This is a genomic window from Xanthomonas sp. LMC-A-07 (assembly GCF_030208825.1).
Lineage (GTDB): Bacteria > Pseudomonadota > Gammaproteobacteria > Xanthomonadales > Xanthomonadaceae > Xanthomonas > Xanthomonas campestris.
In genome coordinates this window covers 108,795-129,847 of record NZ_JARVTF010000002.1, presented here as the reverse complement: position 1 = coordinate 129,847, position 21,053 = coordinate 108,795, and the positions used below count along the sequence as shown (strand labels likewise).

Genomic DNA, 21,053 nt, shown 5'->3' with positions numbered 1-21,053 from the left:
GGTTCCCCAACAAACAGCAGCGTCTCGTTGCAAGTCCGCCGCAGGCTTCCGACAATGGCCGTGCTCGAGACTTCTCGCTACGGCTCCCCTAATGACGGCTAGCTTCGCATACTTGCGGCGATCCCTGTATGGCATCGCCTGTTTCATGGTTCTCTCCGCTCCCGCCGCCGCCCAGGTGGCGCCGGAGCTCACTGCCGCCGAACAGGCCGTGCAACGCGCCACCCAGGCCGATGCCGACCAATACGCCCCTGATCTGGTCAATCTGGCCCGCCAGGAACTGATGCAGGCCCAGCAGGCGCAACTGGACAAGCGCCAGCGCAAGCAGGTGCCACAGATCGCCCTGCGCGCCGCCGCCGATGCCGACCTGGCCAAGGCGCGCAGCGAAGAGGCGGTGGTCAGCGCCCAGCTGGAGCAACGCCGCAAGGAAGTGGCGCAACTGCAGAACAGCCTCAACACCGGGGAGGGCGGCCGATGAAACTGCGCCCCTTCCTCTATATCGGTGTGCTGAGCCTGGCCACGCTGCCGTCGCTGGCGATGGCGGCCAAGGACGACCCGCAGGCCGATGCACTTAATCGGCGCTTGGCCTTGTTGCAGAACGATCCGCAGACCAGTGACCTGGCCCGCTACGAGCGCCTGCAGGCACAGCAGACCGTGGCGGCCCTGGCCGAGGCCAAGCGCCGCGACCGCGAAGAGCTGGTGTTCCTGGCCGACCGCCGGGTCGAGATTGCCGAGCTCACTGCCCGCACCGCGCTGGCCCGGCGCGAGCTGGACCGTCTGGAAGGCACCCGCAACGACTTGCTGATCGAAGCCAGCCGTCGCGATGCCTCCCGCGCCCGGCAGGAGGCCGAACGCCTGCGGGTGCAGGCGCAGATCCAGGCCGAGGAAGCCGAGCGCATGCGCCAGGCGGCCGAGCAGGAAACCCTGGCGCGCCAGGATGCCGAGCTGGCCCTGACCAGCGTGGCCGGCAAGCAGACCGCCAAGCTCAACGCGGCCCAGCAAAAGGCCCTGCAACTCGCCCACGAAGAGGCCGAACTGGTGGCCGGGGCCAAGCTGCCGTCGTCCAAGGTCGATGGCCGCGGCGAAGTGTTCTCGCTCGGCAGCGACGCTTTTGGCGGCAAGACGGCTCTGGCCGGTGCCGGGTCCGGGCAGGCCAAAGCCCTGGCCGAGTACCTGCAGATTGGCAAGAAGGGCCGGGTCACCATCGTCGGCTACGACAGCGACGCGGCAACGGCCAAGAAGCGTGCCGAAGCGCTTCGCGATGCCCTGGTCGCCGGTGGCGTTGCCGCCGCGCGCTTGCAGGTCAGTGGCACCAAGGGCACCGCCAGCAAGTCGCGTGCGGCTGAGGTCGTTGTGCTGCCGTAGGCCAAGTGGTTGAAGTTAAGGTCTTTTAACCAGCGCATGACGCCCGGTTGAACCGCGGTCACTGATTGACGCGGGGAACGGCAAAAGCAGCCGTTTCGGCCTTGAACGCCCCCCGCGACCGGCGTAGGGTCGTACCTCCAGGCAGCAACTCCGCTGCCTGGAAAAGTACGGAGGGCCGGGCCAGTGACGCAGAGGCACGCAGCGACGCAACACGGTGGAATGGTTGTTGGTGGTTCCGCCCATGTGTCGGCCTTTGCAACGCGTTGGTCTTCCATCCCCAAGCTGCGCCCCGTGCCTTTGCTGGCCGGGGCGTTCTTGTTTTAAGTGAAGGAGGTAACGCCATGTTCGAAGGGCAACCGCAGACCGAAATCGACGCATTGATGAAGTCCGATCCCGAGTTCAAGCAGCTCTACCAACGCCACAAGCTCTTGAACAAGAAATGCATGGATGCCGAACTTGGGGTACTCCCCATCGACGACGTGACCTTGGGCCAGATGAAGCGCGAAAAATTGCAGGCCAAGGAAAAACTCACCCGGATGTACGACCAGCTCACGCACTGATCCTTCCCCACCGTTAGAACAAGTTCACCGTCGCGGGCGGTGGCGGCCTCCTCGTCGGCTTGCCACCGTCCGCGTCCTTGTTTTGATCGATGCCTGCATCGCGATGCAGGGCGCTTCAGGCAGTTGAGCACGCTCGTTCATAGGCGGGCACGATCCTTTCCCGCCTGAATGAGCATTCCCCGGCCGTTCGTCGGATAATGACCGGTCTAGCCCGCGCGGCGCAGCGACGATATCCCGATGGCGATTCATTCCTCCGTACTCGAACTGATTGGCAACACGCCGATCGTCAAGGCCCAGCGCCTGGACACCGGCGTCTGCGAGCTGTTCCTCAAGCTGGAGGCGAACAATCCCGGCGGATCGATCAAGGATCGTATCGGCTTGTCGATGATCGAAGCAGCCGAGCAGCGCGGCGATCTCAAGCCTGGCGCAACCCTGGTGGAAGGTACCGCCGGCAATACCGGCCTGGGCCTGGCCCTGGTGGCGCAGCAGAAGGGCTACCAGCTGATCCTGGTGGTGCCGGACAAGATGAGCCGCGAGAAGATCTTCAATCTCAAGGCCATGGGCGCCAACGTGGTGCTGACCCGCTCGGACGTGGCCAAGGGCCACCCGGAGTACTACCAGGACCTGGCCGCCAAGATCGCTGCCGAAACCCCCGGCGCCTACTTCATCAATCAGTTCGGCAACCCGGACAACCCGGCTGCGCACGAATTCGGCACCGGCCCGGAAATCCTGGCGCAGATGGACGGCCAGCTGGATGCCATCGTGTTCGGCTGCGGCAGCTCCGGCACCATGACCGGCCTGTCGCGCGCCTTCGCCACCGCCTCGCCGCAGACCGAGCTGGTGCTGGCCGACCCGGTGGGCTCGATCCTGACCCAGTACATCGAAGAGGGGACGGTCAGCGAAAAGTCCGGCAGCTGGCTGGTCGAAGGCATCGGCGAAGATTTTCTGCCGGATATCTCCGACTTCACCCGCGTCAAGAAGGCGTATTCGATCAGCGACGCGGAAAGCTTCCACACCGCCCGCGAGTTGCTGGCCAAAGAAGGCATCCTCGGCGGCTCGTCCACCGGCACCTTGCTGGCCGCCGCGCTGAAGTATTGCCGCGAGCAGACCACGCCCAAGCGCGTGCTGGTGTTCGTCTGCGATACCGGCAACAAGTACCTGTCGAAGATGTACAACGACTACTGGATGCTGGACAACGGTTTTCTGGAGCGCCCGCAGCACGGTGACCTGCGCGACCTGATCCTGCGCCCGTACAACAAGCGCGACACCGTGGTGGTGGGCCCCAAGGACCTGCTGACCACCGCCTATCAGCGCATGAAGCTGTACGACGTCTCGCAGTTGCCGGTGATCGACGACGGCGAGCTGGTCGGCATCGTCGACGAGAGCGACGTGCTGCTGCATGTGTACGGCGATGAAGCGCGCTTCCGCGACCCGATCTCCACCGCCATGGTCAGCAAGCTCGATCGCCTGGATGTCGCATCGCCGATCGAAGCGCTGCTGCCGGTGTTCGACCGCGGCCAGGTCGCCATCGTCATGGACGGCAACCAGTTCCTGGGCTTGATCACCCGTATCGACCTGCTCAACTACCTGCGCCGCCGCGTGCAGTGACCCCCGTGCAGCCGCGCGTTTCGATGAGACGCGCGGCACGGGCCATTCAGACCCGCTTGTTACAATCGCCCACTTTTTCCGGGAACCTCCATGTCCAACCGCACCACTCATAGCCATGACGGCGAGCGCGCGCTGTCGCTTGCAACGCTGGCGATCCATGGAGGGCAGTCGCCGGATCCCAGCACCGGCGCGGTGATGCCGCCGATCTACGCCACGTCCACGTACGCACAATCCAGCCCCGGCGAACACCAGGGTTTTGAGTATTCGCGCACGCACAACCCGACGCGTTTTGCTTACGAGCGCTGCGTGGCCGCACTGGAAGGCGGCACGCGCGCATTCGCGTTCGCCTCCGGCATGGCCGCCACGTCCACGGTGATGGAGCTGCTGGATGCCGACAGCCACGTCGTGGCGATGGACGACCTGTACGGCGGCACCTTCCGCCTGTTCGAGCGCGTGCGCCGCCGCACCGCGGGCCTGGATTTCAGCTTCGTCGACCTGACCGACCCGGCCGCGTTCGAAGCGGCGATCCGTCCCGACACCAAGATGGTTTGGATCGAAACCCCGACCAACCCGATGCTCAAGCTGGTCGACATCGCCGCCATTGCGACCATCGCACGCAAGCACGGCCTGCTGATCGTGGTCGACAACACCTTCGCCTCGCCGATGCTGCAGCGCCCGCTCAGCCTGGGCGCCGACATCGTCGTGCATTCGGCCACCAAGTACCTCAACGGCCACTCCGACATGGTCGGCGGCATCGCGGTGGTCGGCGACAACGCCGAACTCGCCGAACAGATGGCCTTCCTGCAGAACTCCATTGGCGGCGTGCAAGGCCCGTTCGACAGCTTCCTCGCCCTGCGTGGCCTCAAGACCTTGCCGCTGCGCATGCGCGCGCATTGCGACAACGCCCTGGCGCTGGCGCAATGGCTGGAAACACATCCCGCGATCGAAAAGGTGATCTATCCCGGCTTGGCCTCGCACCCGCAGCACGCCCTGGCGCAACGGCAGATGTCCGGCTTCGGCGGCATCGTCTCGATCGTGCTCAAAGGCGGGTTTGAGGCAGCCAAGCGCTTCTGCGAAAAGACCGAACTGTTCACCCTGGCCGAATCGCTCGGCGGCGTGGAGAGCCTGGTCAACCATCCCGCGGTCATGACACACGCCTCCATCCCGGTGGACCGCCGCGAGCAGCTGGGCATCAGCGATGCGTTGGTGCGGTTGAGCGTGGGGGTTGAGGATGTGGAGGATTTGCGTGGGGATCTGTCGGCAGCACTGGCTTGAGTGGCAATGCGTCGATGATGTCGCATAGGACATATGCTCAAGGCAGAACGTCAATGATATGTGTAGTTTTGCAGATAGGAGTTTTTTGTGACTGAAATTGCTGTGGGCAGCGTAAGTCCGTTCGCATTGCTGAAAAGCCTTGTCGCCAAGAAAAGCTTGGTCATCGCTCTGGCAAAGCGTGATGTTGTTGGTCGATATCGTGGATCCTTTTTGGGATTAATGTGGTCGTTCTTTTTTCCATTAATGATGCTGGCGGTGTACACCTTTGTTTTCTCGGTGGTGTTCGGCGCCCGCTGGCAAGGTGGAACCGGGTCAAAGACTGAGTTTGCGTTGGTGTTGTTCACAGGCTTGCTCGCTTTCAATTTTTTTGCGGAATGTCTAGGGCGAGCGCCGACGATGATTGTCGGTAATGCCAATTATGTGAAGAAGGTTGTTTTTCCGCTTGAGATCCTTGCGGTAGTGAATGTCTTGTCCGCAGGGTTTCATATGCTGATTAGCATGACGGTCTGGTTGTGTTTTTATTTAGTGCTATTTGGCCTTCCGTCTTGGGAGATAATTTGGACGCCGGTAGCTCTGCTTCCTTTGGTTTTCATTACGCTTGGTTTAACTTGGTTTCTTGGGTCGATCGGCGTTTACATGCGTGACGTTTCCCAGGTGGTGGGTGTATTGATTACGGTCCTAATGTTTATGTCTCCTATATTTTACTCTGTTGCAGCTATGCCGGAAAAATATAGGCCTTTCATCCTGGCCAATCCTCTGACACTGGTCGTGGAACAGGTTCGAGCTGTGATGATCTGGAGGGGAGGCATTAACTGGCAATTGTGGAGCTGGTTCGTGCCGGCTACGATAATTTTTGCTTGGTTAGGCTATGCGTGGTTCCAGAAGACCAGGAAGGGGTTTGCTGATGTCCTCTGACATGCCAGTCATAGAGGTTGATAATCTCAGTAAGTCATACTTCATCTATGACACGCCGCGGGATCGACTCAAACAATTCTTGTTGCCGCGACTTCGGCGGCTGCTCGGGTTATCTGCGCGTGGCTATTACACGGATTTTCATGCCCTTGAGTCGGTGAATTTCAAGGTCGGTCGCGGAGAGACAGTTGGCATCATTGGTCGTAACGGGTGCGGGAAATCCACGCTCCTTCAGATGGTGTGCGGAACTCTGACTCCAACGCAGGGTAAAATTGTCACGCGCGGACGAATTGCTGCACTGCTGGAACTAGGGTCAGGATTTAATCCGGATTTTACCGGTCGAGAAAATGTCTATCTCAATGCAGCAATTCTCGGCTTAAGTCCGAAAGAAATTGATGCGCGGTATTCGGATATTGAAAAATTTGCCGACATAGGGCGTTTTATTGATCAGCCGATTAAGACTTACTCAAGTGGTATGGTGGTCAGGTTGGCTTTCGCTACAGCCATCCACGTGGATCCGGATATTCTGGTTGTTGATGAGGCGCTGTCGGTAGGAGATACGGCCTTTCAGCAGAAGTGTCTAAATCGGATAAGAAGTATGCAGCGAGAAGGTGTCTCGATCCTTTTGGTGACACACTCAGCCAATGCGCTTATCGAATACTGCGATCGCGGAATCTATCTTCGTCGCGGCAAGATGGTCATGGATGGCGCATGTCGCGATGTAGTTAAGGTTTATGCTGATGACGTAGTTGCCGAAGAGGGGGGGATTACCTTCGACCTTCCGGCCGATGTGGGCACGAGCGCGGAAGAACGGTTTGAACACGATTTAAGCAATCGTGCAGGTGGGGAGGGGGTGTCTAGAATCTCCATTCAGTCGGTAGCGCTTTGCGACGAGCAAGGCGCTGCAGTTGCTGCGGTCAACCAAGATGACTGGCTCCATGTCAAAGTCAGGGTAAAGGTGGACGAGCAGGTAGAGATGCCTTGCTTCGGCGTTCAGATCACTAGTACCGATGGCATTGCGCTATGGAGCGCCACCACTCAGTCGATGAATGTGCAAGTTGATGCAATGCTGCCTGGCATCTATGAGGTTAATTGGGCACTAAAGGCGAATTTCTCGGGCAATCGATACATCTTGGCCATAGGTGTCGGCCTAATCGAGAACGGCGAATATAGACGCACGCACAGGCTGCCATATGCAGGTCACTTTGACGTAGTCTCCGAGCCAATGGGTGGGGCAGGTTGGCTAGCCCCGCAGCCGCGCGTGCAGGTCGCCACGCTGTGACATTGAAATTTTTATAGGTAAGCGCATGACGTCTGTAGTTAAAGTTATCGTATGTGGTTGGTATGGGGCAGGAAATGTGGGCGACGAGCTGTTGCTTTCAACGTTCCGTGACTGGGTGCGTGAAGCCAATGGCGAAGTGGTCGCCATTAGCCTGGATCCCGCTTACACGAGTAAGTTATTAGGTATCGATGCTGTTGATATCGCTGATGTTGAAGGCCTTGCAAGAGAGTTTTCCAATGCGGACCTCTTTGTACTCGGTGGCGGAGGTTTGTTTCAGACGTATCAGCCGCTCACGATTACAGGAATGTACGATTTCAATAAGCCGGATGTGGCGACGTACGCAAGGCTGCTTATGCTTGCGCGCCAGTTCGGTATGCGCACTCTTGCATGCGCGCAAGGCGTGGGGCCGATCGAACAGGCCGAATCTCGTTCTCTCCTTTCAGAAGTGTTTTCGCTAACCGATCAGATTTCGGTTCGCGATGACGGCTCTAAGAAATTGCTTGCCGACTTAGGGGTAAATCTTGTTCCCGTAGTCGCGCCAGACCCGATCTGGGCTCTGCCAATGACATTGCCAACGGCTGGCAAGCCGCCTGCACGTGGCATTCGAGTTGGTGTAGTCATGCGGCCTTGGGAGCCCGTATCTGGTTGGCAGTCAAAATTTGTAGATTCAGTTCGCGCCACGCTGCTGGATCAAGAGGTTACTTTGGTGTGGCTGCCATATCAGAGTCGCTCTGTGCCTGGTAGATCTAGCTCGGATGTCCACTTTATCCAGACATTGTCGGGCGCGGTGGGGTCTGGTGTTACGCATGAGGTCGTGAGTATTAATTCGCCCAACGATGCAATAGAGGCGATGCGCGATTGCCATGCGCTTATCAGCATGCGTCTGCATGCGCAGATAGTGGGATTGCAAATGCAACTTCCCACGCTGTGCATTGAATACGATCCAAAACTCAGCGCGGCTTCTGAGCAGGCCGGCGTCCCTGTAGACCATCGGTTGCAGCTCACCGACCAGCCTGATAGATGGAGTCATGTGTTCTGCCAGTGGTGGAAATCGGCTGAAAGAGGTGAGCCTACGGTTTCAATTGATCGCTTGTTATTGCTTAGGCAAGGGGCTGAAGCGCATCGGCGAGTTTTGCATGAAAGCATGCGTGACGTGCCGCGGGACAGGCGTTGGCATGGCGAGCGATTTGACTGGCTCGGCTGGTGGAGTCAGCAGCGGCACCAACGCTTGCTTGATGTACTAGATCAGCAGAATAGGGGCCTGATCCAGCTACATGCTGAGCAGGAAAATGTGAGGGCCGAGCAGTTTCAATCCCAGCAAATCAGCTTTTCGGGCGCGCTCAAGGCGCTTGAGCGACAGCTTGAGCAAAAGCAACATGTGCTCAGTCGCCTCCACTTCGAACTGATGGAAATTGGTCGTTGTGCCGAGGTTTCGCCGGCCCAACTCCATATGGAGGGGGAGCTAGACCCGTTCGAGCTATGGATCGCATCGACGTCATCCTCGATACGGAATGCGTTGGAGAGTTCGCGTACTGAATGTGCTGCCAGCGAACAAACAATTGCCGCCTTGAAGGTCGAGTTGGAAATCGAGGCAGGCCGTATGCGCACTGCCGAACTTCAACTAAGAAAAGCTCTTGATGAGGCTGCAGCGCTGCGCCAGTCCTCGTCTTGGCGTGTTACAAGGCCGCTACGTTCATTGAGCCGCTTCCTGCGTTCGCCTAGAGCGGAATGGAACGAACTGCGGCGTATGCGACGTGCGCCCCAGATCGATCAGCCAACGGGTCCTGTGGCAGCAGCTGCTATGTCTTTGGACGTTAGCTGGGCTGAGTTCTCTGAGCGCGTGCTGTCTCGTCGCGAAACATTCAGGGGAGTGTTCATTCAAGAACTAGTCATTGATTGGGATGTGCCACTGTATCAGCGTCCTCAGCACGTGTCAGCAGCAATGGCCCGGCTAGGGTATTTAGTGATTTACCGCACTGATAATTGGGCTGGTGACAATGTCGATGGTTTTCGCGAGGTGCTACCAAATCTTTGGCTGACTAATAGTCAGGAGGTAGACCGTATCACTGGGGCGGTTCGATCACTATACAGTACAGCTTACGCCCATACGCCGGAACGATTTGCTGCGCTGGGCCGGTCCAATGTGATCATGTACGAGTACATCGATCATATTGACCCCCAAATCAGCGGCGAGCCGGAAAATATCGCGCGTTTGGTCAATCTTAAGAACTGGGCGTTCGGCGGCGGGGCAGATGTCGTGGTTGCGTCTGCTGCAGCGCTTGCAAAGGAAGCCGTCGATGCGGTCGGTACATCACGTGTGATCGTGGCGCAAAATGGTGTGGACACGCTCCATTACCGAAACCCTTCGCATCTGCAAACTAAGTTACCTGATGCGCTGAGCTTGTTTCGGGAAAAGTACAAAAGCGTCGTGGGATACTTCGGAGCGCTTGCGCCTTGGTTGTGGTATGAAGGCATAGATGAGCTGGTTAAATTGCGTACCGACTGCGGTTTTGTGTTTATCGGGCCGGATTATTACGGCGGCGCGCAGCGGTTGCCGCAGTACGAAAATGTCCTTTATCTAGGTGCGGTTAATTACAAGATATTGCCAGCTTACGCGAAGACTTTCGACGTTTGTTTCATTCCTTTTGAGAAAGGTGAAATCGCAAGAACGACGTCGCCTTTGAAGCTTTTTGAGTACTTTGCGTTGGAAAAGCCGGTCGTCGTAACAGAGTGGATGGATGAATGTGTAGCTCACCCGGAGGTCTACCGTGGCGGTTCCGTGGGAGGGTTGAGCGAAGCGATCAATCAGGCGTTGGCAGAAAAAGATAACGCGGCGCTCCGGAAGCGACTGGCGCAAATGGCAGATGAGAATAGTTGGGAGAGTCGAGCACAGGCCATGGCTGCCGCATTCAACCTAGTGCGTAAATGAAATTCGCGTGACGTGCGCCGGAAATTTCGGCGCACGTTAGTCCAATTACAGAATAAAGCAGGCTATGCGATTCGTGAATGCGGCAAATTCTGAAAGAGGCCGGATAATGCGCATTTTGGTCTGTGCGCACGACTACTGGCCCAATCCATCTCCGCAAGCGCTTCGAATCACCCGACTGACGGAGGAACTTGCCAGGCGTGGACATGACATCAGAGTATTGACGCGCACGGTTGCATCTGGGTCCATGACCGGGAGTCCAGACCTTCGCGGAGTCACTATTCTCAGGACTTCGCCGGGTAAGCTGGAATCTACAATCGATCGCATTTCTGCTCGTCGTAGGGCTGTGCTGCCTGTTGAAAATCCTGACAAGGTCAGACGCGAAGGTGAGTTTTTTGCATCGAATGGACTGAATTGGAAGGGGCGCTTGATTGAACGTGTTAGGCGATTCGCTGACTTTTTTTGGTTTCCCGATGGGAGGTCAGCATGGTGCGCTGGTGCTCTCATCGAGGGAAGACGTCAGTTGCTCTGGAAGCCGGATCTCATTTTGGTATCGCATGAGCCCGCGGCCAGTGTTAGGGTGGGTTTGGAGATTTCAAGAATGTCGGGCATTCCGTTAGTCGCGGAACTGGGAGATCCAATCTGTGCGCCCTACACACCTAAATTTTGGCGGCGTCGTGCATTCAAGCTAGAACAAGAAGTTTGTGGACATGCACGCGCGGTGGTAATCACATCAGAGGCAACCGCGCGATTGCTGGCTTGTAGGCATGGCCAGGCAGAGAAGTATCACCTGATTCCGCAGGGGTTCGCGTTGGCTGCCCTGAACTCAGCCCGCAGACACGCGCGCGGTGCTGGGGTGCATTTGGTCTACACAGGGCGCTTCTACCCATTTCGCGACCCGAGTAACCTGGTTAGCGCGGTGCTGCGAGTGCCTGGATGTCGGTTAACTGTGGCCGGTCCAGCATTACCTGCTTCTGTCCTCTCCAGCTTTCAAGAACATCCCGATAGCTTGCATTATATCGGGCAGCTTTCCCAATCTGCCGCGGTTGCCCTGCAGCTGGACGCGGACATGCTTGTCAGCATCGGTAATGCTGGTATGACGCAGGTTCCCGGAAAGCTGATGGAATACCTTGGTACAGGACGGCCTGTTTTTCATGTGCAACCCGACGTGATGGACGCGGGCGCAGAAATAGTCAGGCGGGAAAAGTGCGGCTTTGTCACTCAGGATGACGTGGCATCCATTGCCAGCGCTCTTGAGGAGCTATCTGTGTTGAAGCAACGAGGTCAGTTGGAAGCCGGTTTGAGGTTGGGGCCAGAGGTCTTTCAAGAGTATCGATGGGACCAGCTCGCGCTGAAATTTGAGGATGTGTGTGTCAACAGTTTAGCTAACCTCTGAATAATAGAATACAGATGCGAGACCCTAACAGCCCGCGCTAGAAAGCGGTCTGATCAATGCGATCGGAGGATGAGGCAAACCACATCGGTCGTGCTGTCGCCGTCTTAGAGCCATTACAGAGCGACTGAAAGGACTTTTTAGAGATCACTAACTGAACAGAAGGCTTCAGGTGTGACTAATTCAGTGATAGAATTTATGAAGGCAGACTCTACGCTGCCTAAATTCTAATCTCGGCACCGGTCAAGGTAAAAAGATGCAAGGAAATGCAACGGATCGCTATCGTCGTGATATCGACGGACTCAGAGCCTTGGCAGTGCTGGCGGTGGTGATTTATCACTTTGAGAAAAGTGTACTCCCCGGGGGGTTTGTAGGGGTCGACATATTCTTTGTTATTTCGGGATATTTGATCACTGGCATTATATACAGGGATTGGCGTGATTTCAAAATTCTAGATTTCTATTCCCGTCGGATTCGGCGAATATTGCCGGCAGCCACCTTTGTAGCAGGAAGTACATTGGTCTTTGGCTATTTTTTTCTGTTGCCCGCAGACGTCGTAGGGCTTTCGGAGTCGGTTGCGGCCACTCTTTTGTATTCCGCAAACGTTTATTTTTGGCTGTTCCTAGATAATAGCTATTTCGCCGCATCCTCGGAAACAGTCCCTTTGTTACACATGTGGTCATTGGGGGTTGAAGAGCAATTTTACTTGGTGCAGCCTGTATTGATGCTTCTCCTTCTGAGGATAGGAGGAAAGAGGCTAGTTGTTATTACATGTGGATTTGTGGCACTAGTTTCATTTTTAGTAGGCGAATTCTACATTGCGAGGGATCCTTCATTTGCCTATTACATGCTCCCTGCCCGATGCGGTGAATTCCTGATAGGTAGCCTCCTTTTTTTCTGGCAAGACTGGCGACATAAAGAATCCACCACGATATCGAATGCCTTGGGTTTTGTCGGATTTATTCTCTTGGCAGGGGCTGTGTTTAATCTCAAGGAAACTAACGGATTTCCAGGTTTTGTTGCGCTTTTCCCAACGATCGGCGCCGCATTACTGATTGCGTCGGGGGCAAACTCAACAAGCTGGACATCATGCCTGTTTTCAGGATCTATTTTTCGATATATAGGATTACGTTCTTATTCATTGTACTTGTGGCATTGGCCGGTACTTGCGCTGTGGCGTTATGCATATGGCGAATTGACAACCGGGGGTGTCGTCATTTGCGTAGGTGTTACACTGATCCTAACGGAGTTCTCTTATCAGTTGATCGAGACTCCCTTCCGACACCTTTACCTCATGAAAAGGATTAAGAGTACGTACATCCCAATTGTGAGCGGTTGTCTCGTCCTTGGGTGTGCTTTATTTTTGATTAATAGCAACGGGCTTTTGCCCACGAAAAGCAATAAAGCTTACATGTCGCGCTTGGAGCTATTGAGCTACGATACAAAACCAGCATACGAATTCTACTATAATTGCCAAATGTCCAGTTACGACCCTACCTTATGGTCGAAGAAAGAATGTGTACTAGGGGACTTGGAGAAATCTCCCAATACATTGCTGTGGGGCGATTCTAATGCCGCTCACTACATTGGCTATCTGGATGCCATTGCTGGAAAATACAATTTTTCGTTCAGGAATATTTCTCTCTCGGCATGTCCACCTCTAAAAGGCAACTTAAACGGGTTGGTGCCGGCAACGCTCATTGAATCATGCGAAAAATTTAATGCAGAGGCATTGAGAGCATCCAAGGCGTACAAGCATGTTATCATCGGTGCAAGTTGGGAGTCCTACGCGAGTTTCAAAGGCGAGGAGAGATTCGAAAGCACCATAAAGGAACTTGCGGAGGCTGGGGTCAATGTGGTTATCGCATTGAAAATACCGGTTTTTAATGATCTGGAGCGCATGTGTGAATCGAAGAGTTTACGGATTCCACTGATGAATTGCGCGGGTAGGATGACTTATCGAGACCTGGGTGAGACGGAAGTCAATAAAAAGCTGATGCGGCTGGCCAGCAAGTATCCTAATGTTTCTTTTTTTAGCGTGCGAAATCAGATATGCATAGACGGATCGTGTTCAGCATTGAAGAGCGCTAAACTGATTTATTTTGATCGCGGGCATCTCAGTATGGTGGGGTCGCGAGCCTTAGGTTTAGCAGCGATAGAGGAGGAAAAGGTCCCAGTCAGCATCATGCGGCTTGGCGACTAGGGTAATCCCCCGGCTTTTAAGGTTCGCCAAAATTGGAGCTACGCGGCTATTGCCAATTTCATTACCTGGGTGATGCCGCCGAGCGCCATGTTGGGGCGCTCATGGTTTACGTCCATAGCCAGCGCGTGGCCTTGTGCTGAACCTGCTCGATGGTGTCGAACAACGTTGTGGCCAGCCAAGCGTAGCGGACGGTGCGGTTGTAACGTTCGACGCAGGCATTTTGCTGCGGTTTTCCCGGCTGGATGTGCTCGATCCGAATGCCGCGCTGCTGTGCCCAAGCTAGCAGCGCGCCGCTGATGTACTCCGAGCCGTTGTCGCAGCGAATGGCGTTTGGCTTGCCGCGCCAGTCGATGATCTGCTCCAAAGAGCGGATCACCTGGGCCGATGGCAGCGACAGATCGACCTCGATGCCCAGACCCTCGCGATTGAAGTCGTCGAGCACGTTGAATAACCGGGAGCTGCGACCATCAGCCAACTGGTCGTGCATGAAGTCCATCGACTAGGCCTGGTTGATCGTCTCCGGCACCGCCAACGGCTCTGGCCGTTCGCGTACCAGACGCTTCTTCGGCTTGATCCGCAGGTTCAACTCCAGCTCCCGATAGATTCGGTACACCCGCTTGTGGTTCCAGCCAAAGCCCTTCACGTTGCGCAGGTGCAGAAAGCATAGGCCGAACCCCCATTCACGATAGGTCGTGGTCAACCGGACAAGCCATCGGCAATCTGGACGTTCTCCTCGCTGGCCTTGGCTTGGTAGCGGTAGCAGGTCTGGCTGACCTCAAACGCCTGGCAGGCGCGCCGGATGCTCATCGCCTAGTTCGCCACCGCCCATCGGGCCATTTCCCGGCATTGAGATGGCCTCACCATTTTTTTGCCATCGCCTCACGAAGGACTTCGGCAGTCATTTGCGATTCGGCGTACATCTTCTTCAGGCGCCGGTTCTCATCCTGCAGCCCCTTGAGCTGGACATCAGCGACGCATCCATGCCGCCGAACTCGCTGCGCCACTTATAGAACGTTGCCGAGCTGATGCCGTGTTCCCGTCACAACTCCGGCACGGGCTGCCGGCCTCGGCCTGCTTGAGGACGGCGATGATCTGGCTGTCGGTGAAACGGGATGTCTTCATGGAACCTCCTCAGAAAAAGGGTACGAGAAAATTCCACTTCTGGCGTCAGCTAACCTGTGGGGGGATTACCGAGTCGACAGCAAAGGGCCTATTTCCAGGACTCCCGTTAGCTCCAGGGGGCTCAAGGCATCCGCATGAATTCGCGAAGATCCTAAAGATTGAAGGCTCTGGTCAAGAAGACTGCCATTTCCTCGCGCGTCACTGTTCGCTCTGGGCAATACTGGCGTGGGTTTGTCTCGCATCCTCCAGTAATCCCCTCACGGCTGAATGCCTCGATCCAGGCCGCTGACCAGTAAGTGGTCGCGACGTCGGCGAAAATTCCCGTGGCCGGTGATGGTTGATAGTTGCGTCCATACTTTGCCCGCAAAACAAGAACGGCCATTTCAGCTCTGGTGAGTTTGCGAAGTGGGCAAAACTGCAGTGGCGCTACGCTACATCCGCTGGCAATGCCGTCTGCGGCTAAGCGCTCGATCCAGTTCGCGGCCCAAAAATTGGCGGGAACGTCCGCGAAGATACCCGTGGCGCCCGATGGCGTGAAGTCTCTTCCGTAGGCCGATCTAAGCAGAAATATTGCCGTCTGATCACGGGTAATTTCTGAGGTAGGGCAAAACTGCAGCGGACTGCTACTGCAGCCGCCCGTGATCCCGGCTTGATAGAGCCGGGTAATCGAGTCAAGGGCCCAGTAGTTCGTGGCCACATCGTTGAAGATGCTCTTGGGAGATCTGAATCCAGCGATGGTGTTGACCGTTTGGCGCATGCTCCGGGCATTGTCTGCGGTCGAGGAGCCACAGGCGAAGCCATCGCAAACAGCGGTTGGATCGGAAAAGCCCGGAGCTTCTCGCTGACCGGGATCGCCGTACGCCATGATGGTGTAGAAGTTTCCGTTGGCGTTATCGGTCTTGTAGCCGTAAGAATAGGCGAATGCACCCGGAAAGCTGGAGTTTCCGATGTCATGCGCAGAACCTAGGTTATGCCCGATTTCATGTGCCAAGGTGCGATCCAGGCAATAGCTGCTTCCGCCTGCATCCACGCCGTCACTTACGACAGAAAATCCAAGGCTATCTGAAGACTGTGTCACCGGGCCCAGGTTGGAGCCGATAACGTACGCAACTCCGCAGCCTCCCTGAGACACTGAAAACGGTCGTAGCAGGGTGACCAGATCCGCGCCGTAGGTATCGCGCATGGCCTTGAACTCGGACAGCAGCACACCCCCTGTTGCCAATGCATACAATGCATCGCTATTGGTGTTCTGGAGCGGATAGAAGACCTTAACTGCGCGGGTCAGTCGAATTTGTGCATTGATCTGGCTATTGTCGAACGCAGCATTCGCTAGGGCGATCAGCTGGCGGACACGCGTCTGCGCCGCAGATTCACTGCCGTAAGTGGTCACAAAGCCGTCGTTATAGCCGACCAGTAAATCGATGATCGCGGTGTTGGCGGCTAGGTCCATCGCCACAGCATTGCCCTTGGCAGCAGGGTTGGCGCTGGCGCTCTTGGCTGCAGCCACCTTGGCAGATGCTATCTGCAGCAGCTGTCCCTGCGGGGGGAGAATGGCGTCGTCACGGTGAGTTTCATCGGCAGTGAAGTCCGTGGTGGGATCTTCTTCAATGACCCAGGTGTCCTTACCATCGGAATGGATGCGTAGCGTTGGCCTGCTGCCATCACCCATGATGCGACCGAATGTTGCCTGCGGTCCAAAGGTGATAACTGCCTGCTGATTTCCCGTATTACCAACCCACGTCCAGTTGCCGTCCGGATAGTCACTGCTTTTCCGGTGGACAAGCGTCATCGTTGTACCGTCCGGGAGGGGAATGCTCAAGGTGCCGGACGTGCGAGACGTCAGCGCGGCATTCTCGTCCAGTGTTATCTTGTGCCAGACGCCGTCGATCTTATGGATGGGTGCCACGGTGTCGTCGTAACGGATCAGGCTTGTAGGCGCAGCGCTGGCGGTTGATTGCGCTGCGGCGGTCTTCATCGGCAAAGATGCGGTCGACGATGCCGCCGCCTTAAGTGCTGAGTGTGTTACCGCCGCATTTGTATGGGTAGCGGCAGGCTTGGCATCGTCGGCCTGGCTGCTACAGCCAGCAAACACGGCGCAGAGCGCCAAAGCGGCGCTAGTGATTTTCCATTGCATTGTGGTGTTCCCCCTGATTGCTGACGCGAATGAGGGCAGCGATCCACGCTGCCCCCTTGACTCTTAACTTTCAGAAATGACTTTGGCGATTCTGCTGGAGGCCAGCCCATCGCCGTAAGGATTGTGAGCCATCGACATCGCTTCGTAGGTTGCGGCGTCATCCAGAAGTTTGAAGGCTTCGGACACGATGGCATCGCGGCTGGTCCCCACCAGTTTGACGGTGCCCGCGTCGACTGCTTCTGGACGCTCTGTCGTGTCCCGCATGACCAGCACTGGCTTGCCAAGAGAGGGCGCTTCTTCTTGGATCCCGCCCGAATCCGTCAGGATGATGTAGGAGCGCGACATCAAGTAGACGAACGGCAGATAATCAAGCGGTTCAATGAGATACACGTTCTCAGTTCCCGCCAGGATACGATTGACGGGCTCTTGCACGTTTGGATTCAGGTGCACGGGATACACGATCTGCACGTCGCCACGATCAGCCAATGCTTTGAGTGCATGACAAATCTGCTCGAAGCCCTGGCCGAAGTTTTCTCGACGGTGTCCGGTGACGAGGATCAGCCGCTTTGATGGGTCAAGGAACGGGAAGTTCGCAGCCAGGCTGCTCTTCAATTGCAAGTCGGCATCGATCTTTGCAACCACGCTGATCAGCGCATCAATGACGGTATTGCCGGTGACGTGGACCGATGCAGGAGAAATGCCCTCCGCGAGAAGGTTTGACTGCGAAAGAGACGTGGGTGCGAAGTGGATCGCGGCCAATGGTGCCGTCAATCTGCGGTTGGCTTCTTCCGGCCAGGGGGAATACATGTCCCCGGTGCGCAGGCCCGCTTCGACATGGCCGATTGCCACGCGGTTGTAGTAGGCGGCAAGCGCCGTCGCAAACGTCGTGCTTGTGTCGCCGTGGACCAAGATCAGATCAGGCTTGACCCTTGCGATGATGTCACTCATGCCAACGAGGATGCGCGCACTGAGTTCAGGCAGACCCTGCCCCGGCTGCATAACATTGAGGTCTTCGTCCGGAGTGATGCGAAACAGCTCAAGGACCTGATCCAGCATCTGCCGGTGTTGGGCCGTCACTGCAACAACGGTCTGGATTCCCGCGGTGCTTCTCAGCGCGTCGACAACCGGTGCCATCTTGATCGCTTCGGGACGTGTCCCGAAGACGACCATGACCTTCTTGAAACTCATTCAAATCGCTCCTTTATACGTATCGCTATGGCTGCAGCAGCGGCGAGGAAATCCGATCTCGCCAGCGCGGTTATAGGCTTTCCGCGATCTGTGGCAACAAGGTGAACAGATCTCCAACCAGGCCGATATCTGCAATCTCGAAGATGGGGGATTCCGGATCCTTGTTGATCGCCACTATGGTTCCCGCATCCTTGATACCGGTCAGGTGCTGGATCGCACCGCTGATGCCCACTGCAACATACAGTTCAGGGGCAATGATCTTGCCGGTTTGACCCACCTGCAATTCATTGGGAACGTAACCCGCGTCCACTGCCGCGCGCGATGCTCCGACTGCCGCTCCAAGCTTATCGGCAAGCTGATACACAATCTTGAAGTTTTCTTCAGAGCCGACACCGCGTCCACCGGACACAACCCGCTTGGCACTTTGAAGGTCGGGTCGATCGGATGTCCCGGCGGCCAGTTCGATGAAGCGGGTATGGGTCGGCAGGATAACATCGATCCTAACTGCCTCCACAGCCGCGCTGGCACCGGTAGCTGCTTCAGGCCACGAGGCGCTCCGCACGGTCGCAACCACGATCTGGTCGGTCGGAGCCTTCACGGTGATGATGGCATTGCCGGCGTAGATCGGCCGCTTGAAGGTGTAGGCATCTTCGACCGTCATCAGGTCGGAGATCTGGTTCACGCCCAGCAGCGCAGCCACGACCGGCATCAGGTCTTTACCGAAGGTGGTGGAGGGGCCGAAGACGTGGGTGTAACCCTGACCGGCCAGCTGCGCGATCTGGGGTCCAAGCACCTGAGCAAGCGCGTGTTCGTTGGCGGCGTTGGCCACCGTCAGCACGCGTGCAACGCCCTCCAGCTGTGCGGCTTGGGCCGCCACGGCTGTAGGATCGGCCGCCAGCACGACCACGTCGATCGACTCGGTCGAGACGGCCAGGGCGGCGCTCAGGGTTTTGGCGGTGGCCGCATTGAGCTGGCCGTTGAGGTGTTCGGCGACGACAAGAATCTTGGCCATTACAGCAACCCCTTCTGCTTGAGTGCAGCCACCAGTTCGGCGGCGTCCTTGACCATCACGCCTCGGCTGCGCTTGGATGGCGCGGCGTAGTGGGTGGTGGTCAGGCTGTCATGCGCGTCGACGCCCAGAGCGGCAAAGGCTAGCGTTTCCAAGGGCTTGCTCTTGGCCTTCATGATGTCGGGCAGCTTGATGAAGCGCGGCTCGTTCAGGCGCAGATCGGTAGTGATCACCGCCGGCAGGTCCACCTCCAGCGTTTCCAGGCCGGCGTCGACCTCGCGGGTCACCGTGGCCTTGCCATCGGCAACGACCAGCTTGCCGGCGAAGGTCGCCTGCGGGCGGCCCCACAAGGTGGCCAGCATCTGGCCAGTCTGGTTGGCATCGTCGTCGATGGCCTGCTTGCCCAGGATGACCAGATCGGGCTGTTCTTTCTCGACCAGTTTCAACAGGGCGCGTGCGGCGGTCAGCGGCTGGATGGCCGCGTCGGTGACCACATGGATGGCACGGTTGGCACCCATCGCCAGGCCGTTGCGCAGGTGCGAGGCGGCATCGGCGGGAGCGAGCGTGGCGACCACCACCTCGGTGGCGATACCGGCATCGCGCAGGCGCAGTGCCTCTTCCAGGGCGATTTCGTCGAACGGGTTGGGCGAGAGCTTGACGCCATCGGTCACCACGCCGGAGCCATCCGGCTTGACCTGAATGCGGACGTTGTAGTCCACCACGCGCTTGTAGGCGACGAGGATTTTCATCGTGTACGAGATCCTTCAGCTATTGCGGGAAGGCCCGGCCGCGGCGGCAGGCTCGGGAGTGGGCCTATTCTAACCGGGGATGCCGCACCATGCGATGGCGTATGGATGCTGCGCTGGCATAGGTGGCCGACTCTGTTGCGGAGATACCAGACGATCCGAGTCGTATAGTGAGCGACTTTAAAATCGGGTACGCCTAGCGGCCCGTTCCAGGAGAGCGTGCAGAAGTGGCAACTTGGCTAGTAACCGGCGGCGCCGGCTTCATCGGCGGCAATTTTGTGCTGGAGGCGGTGGCGCGCGGCGTACGCGTGGTCAATCTGGACGCGCTCACCTACGCAGGCAATCTGAACACCCTGGCGTCGATCGAGCGCAATCCGGACCATGTGTTCGTCAAGGGCGATATCGGCGACAGCGCGCTGGTGGCCCGTCTGCTGGCCGATTATCAGCCAGACGCTGTGCTGAATTTCGCCGCCGAAAGCCATGTGGACCGCTCGATTGAAGGCCCGGGCGCCTTCATCCAGACCAACGTGGTCGGCACCCTGGCGTTGCTCGAGGCCGTTCGCGACTATTGGAAGGCATTGCCGGACGGGCGCCGCGATGCGTTCCGTTTTCTGCACGTCTCCACCGACGAGGTGTACGGCACGCTCGGCGAGACCGGCAAGTTCACGGAAACCACGCCGTATGCGCCCAACTCGCCTTATTCCGCCTCCAAAGCGGCCTCGGATCATCTGGTGCGCGCGTTCCACCATACCTACGGGCTGCCGGTGCTGACCACCAATTGCTCGAACAACTATGGCCCGTACCACTTCCCGGAAAAGCTCATTCCGCTGGTCATCGCCAAGGCGCTGGCGGGCGAACCGCTGCCCGTCTACGGCGATGGCAAGCAGGTGCGCGACTGGCTATTCGTCAGCGACCATTGTGAAGCGATCCGGACCGTGTTGGCCAAGGGCAAGGTGGGTGAGACTTACAATGTCGGTGGCAATTCCGAGCGCGAGAACATCGAGGTCGTGCAGGCGATCTGCGCGCTGCTGGATGAGCGCCGGCCGCGCGAAGACGGCAAGCCGCGCGCCAGCCAGATCACCTATGTAACAGACCGGCCCGGACATGATCGCCGTTATGCGATCGATGCGTCCAAGCTGAAGGATGAGCTGGGCTGGGAGCCTGCCTACACTTTCGATCAGGGCATTACGTTGACGGTGGACTGGTATCTGACCAACCAAACCTGGGTCCAAGGCGTGCTGGATGGCAGCTATCGACTGGAACGCATCGGCGCAGCGGTTTAACGAGCGTCCCCCGGCACGAGCCCGCGCGTTTTTGTGCAGGCTACCCTAAA

The 21,053-nt window shown here is 57.4% G+C and carries 15 protein-coding genes and 1 pseudogene; 11 read left to right on the top strand and 5 right to left on the bottom strand.

Translation table 11 applies throughout. From position 1 onward, the window contains the following. The first annotated feature begins 91 nt into the window (after positions 1 to 91). The 10 genes from QRM89_RS01605 (at position 92) to QRM89_RS01560 (ending at position 13,521) form a co-directional block, all read left to right on the top strand. Positions 92 to 475 (top strand): DUF4398 domain-containing protein, encoded by a 384-nt coding sequence (locus tag QRM89_RS01605; protein WP_011035838.1) that lies wholly within the window; start codon positions 92 to 94, stop codon positions 473 to 475. Further along, on the top strand, positions 472 to 1,362 hold the full coding sequence (locus QRM89_RS01600; RefSeq protein WP_115003884.1) for a hypothetical protein: 891 nt from the start codon (positions 472 to 474) through the stop codon (positions 1,360 to 1,362). The genes QRM89_RS01605 and QRM89_RS01600 overlap by 4 nt, the downstream gene beginning before the upstream one ends. Positions 1,363 to 1,703: 341 nt before the next feature. Next, complete coding sequence (locus QRM89_RS01595) at positions 1,704 to 1,922, top strand: YdcH family protein (RefSeq protein ID WP_019237985.1); 219 nt, start codon at positions 1,704 to 1,706, stop codon at positions 1,920 to 1,922. A 237-nt stretch (positions 1,923 to 2,159) separates the two neighbouring features. Continuing rightward, entirely contained in the window at positions 2,160 to 3,530 is a 1,371-nt protein-coding gene (locus QRM89_RS01590) for a pyridoxal-phosphate dependent enzyme (protein ID WP_058562715.1), read from the top strand. Between the two features lie 90 nt (positions 3,531 to 3,620). Next, complete coding sequence (locus QRM89_RS01585) at positions 3,621 to 4,805, top strand: cystathionine gamma-synthase (RefSeq protein WP_285447133.1); 1,185 nt, start codon at positions 3,621 to 3,623, stop codon at positions 4,803 to 4,805. A gap of 87 nt (positions 4,806 to 4,892) precedes the next feature. After that, positions 4,893 to 5,720, top strand: coding sequence for an ABC transporter permease (locus tag QRM89_RS01580; RefSeq protein WP_343237666.1), 828 nt, complete (start codon positions 4,893 to 4,895; stop codon positions 5,718 to 5,720). Next, positions 5,710 to 6,999 carry an ABC transporter ATP-binding protein gene (locus QRM89_RS01575; protein WP_285447132.1) on the top strand — a complete coding sequence of 430 codons (1,290 nt, stop codon included), beginning with the start codon at positions 5,710 to 5,712 and terminating at the stop codon, positions 6,997 to 6,999. Before QRM89_RS01580 ends, QRM89_RS01575 begins: the two co-directional genes overlap by 11 nt. 25 nt (positions 7,000 to 7,024) lie before the next feature. After that, positions 7,025 to 9,928 (top strand): polysaccharide pyruvyl transferase family protein, encoded by a 2,904-nt coding sequence (locus QRM89_RS01570; RefSeq protein ID WP_285447131.1) that lies wholly within the window; start codon positions 7,025 to 7,027, stop codon positions 9,926 to 9,928. Positions 9,929 to 9,992: 64 nt separating this feature from the next. Continuing rightward, positions 9,993 to 11,321, top strand: coding sequence for a glycosyltransferase (locus QRM89_RS01565; RefSeq protein ID WP_343237665.1), 1,329 nt, complete (start codon positions 9,993 to 9,995; stop codon positions 11,319 to 11,321). A gap of 253 nt (positions 11,322 to 11,574) precedes the next feature. After that, positions 11,575 to 13,521: an acyltransferase family protein gene (locus QRM89_RS01560; RefSeq protein ID WP_285447129.1), complete on the top strand. Its 1,947-nt coding sequence runs from the start codon at positions 11,575 to 11,577 to the stop codon at positions 13,519 to 13,521. A 38-nt stretch (positions 13,522 to 13,559) separates the two neighbouring features. Here QRM89_RS01560 and QRM89_RS01555 read toward each other — a convergent pair. From QRM89_RS01555 to QRM89_RS01535, 5 genes and pseudogenes are all read right to left on the bottom strand, one after another. Further along, a pseudogene (locus QRM89_RS01555) lies at positions 13,560 to 14,643 on the bottom strand (IS3 family transposase). Positions 14,644 to 14,794: 151 nt separating this feature from the next. Next, on the bottom strand, positions 14,795 to 16,777 hold the full coding sequence (locus QRM89_RS01550) for a reprolysin-like metallopeptidase (protein ID WP_285447128.1): 1,983 nt from the start codon (positions 16,775 to 16,777) through the stop codon (positions 14,795 to 14,797). 63 nt (positions 16,778 to 16,840) lie between these two features. Beyond that, the gene (wecB, locus tag QRM89_RS01545) at positions 16,841 to 17,965 is read right to left on the bottom strand and encodes a UDP-N-acetylglucosamine 2-epimerase (non-hydrolyzing) (RefSeq protein ID WP_285447127.1); all 1,125 of its coding nucleotides are present in this window, start codon (positions 17,963 to 17,965) and stop codon (positions 16,841 to 16,843) included. A gap of 70 nt (positions 17,966 to 18,035) precedes the next feature. Beyond that, complete coding sequence (locus QRM89_RS01540; RefSeq protein WP_285447126.1) at positions 18,036 to 18,977, bottom strand: electron transfer flavoprotein subunit alpha/FixB family protein; 942 nt, start codon at positions 18,975 to 18,977, stop codon at positions 18,036 to 18,038. Next, positions 18,977 to 19,723 (bottom strand): electron transfer flavoprotein subunit beta/FixA family protein, encoded by a 747-nt coding sequence (locus QRM89_RS01535; RefSeq protein WP_285447125.1) that lies wholly within the window; start codon positions 19,721 to 19,723, stop codon positions 18,977 to 18,979. The genes QRM89_RS01540 and QRM89_RS01535 overlap by 1 nt, the downstream gene beginning before the upstream one ends. A gap of 224 nt (positions 19,724 to 19,947) precedes the next feature. Here QRM89_RS01535 and rfbB point away from each other — a divergent pair, with 224 nt between their 5' ends. Beyond that, positions 19,948 to 21,003, top strand: coding sequence for a dTDP-glucose 4,6-dehydratase (gene rfbB, locus QRM89_RS01530; RefSeq protein ID WP_285447124.1), 1,056 nt, complete (start codon positions 19,948 to 19,950; stop codon positions 21,001 to 21,003). Positions 21,004 to 21,053 lie beyond the last annotated feature (50 nt).

Excerpts from the sequence above, each read along its gene's own strand:
- QRM89_RS01570 (WP_285447131.1), top strand. The coding sequence starts at position 7,025 with ATGACGTCTGTAGTTAAAGTTATCGTATGTGGTTGGTATGGGGCAGGA.
- QRM89_RS01605 (WP_011035838.1), top strand. The coding sequence starts at position 92 with ATGACGGCTAGCTTCGCATACTTGCGGCGATCCCTGTATGGCATCGCC.
- QRM89_RS01550 (WP_285447128.1), bottom strand. The coding sequence starts at position 16,777 with ATGCAATGGAAAATCACTAGCGCCGCTTTGGCGCTCTGCGCCGTGTTT.
- QRM89_RS01585 (WP_285447133.1), top strand. The coding sequence starts at position 3,621 with ATGTCCAACCGCACCACTCATAGCCATGACGGCGAGCGCGCGCTGTCG.
- QRM89_RS01560 (WP_285447129.1), top strand. The coding sequence starts at position 11,575 with ATGCAAGGAAATGCAACGGATCGCTATCGTCGTGATATCGACGGACTC.
- QRM89_RS01540 (WP_285447126.1), bottom strand. The coding sequence starts at position 18,977 with ATGGCCAAGATTCTTGTCGTCGCCGAACACCTCAACGGCCAGCTCAAT.
- wecB (WP_285447127.1), bottom strand. The coding sequence starts at position 17,965 with ATGAGTTTCAAGAAGGTCATGGTCGTCTTCGGGACACGTCCCGAAGCG.
- QRM89_RS01575 (WP_285447132.1), top strand. The coding sequence starts at position 5,710 with ATGTCCTCTGACATGCCAGTCATAGAGGTTGATAATCTCAGTAAGTCA.
- QRM89_RS01590 (WP_058562715.1), top strand. The coding sequence starts at position 2,160 with ATGGCGATTCATTCCTCCGTACTCGAACTGATTGGCAACACGCCGATC.
- QRM89_RS01535 (WP_285447125.1), bottom strand. The coding sequence starts at position 19,723 with ATGAAAATCCTCGTCGCCTACAAGCGCGTGGTGGACTACAACGTCCGC.
- QRM89_RS01565 (WP_343237665.1), top strand. The coding sequence starts at position 9,993 with ATGCGATTCGTGAATGCGGCAAATTCTGAAAGAGGCCGGATAATGCGC.
- QRM89_RS01595 (WP_019237985.1), top strand. The coding sequence starts at position 1,704 with ATGTTCGAAGGGCAACCGCAGACCGAAATCGACGCATTGATGAAGTCC.
- QRM89_RS01600 (WP_115003884.1), top strand. The coding sequence starts at position 472 with ATGAAACTGCGCCCCTTCCTCTATATCGGTGTGCTGAGCCTGGCCACG.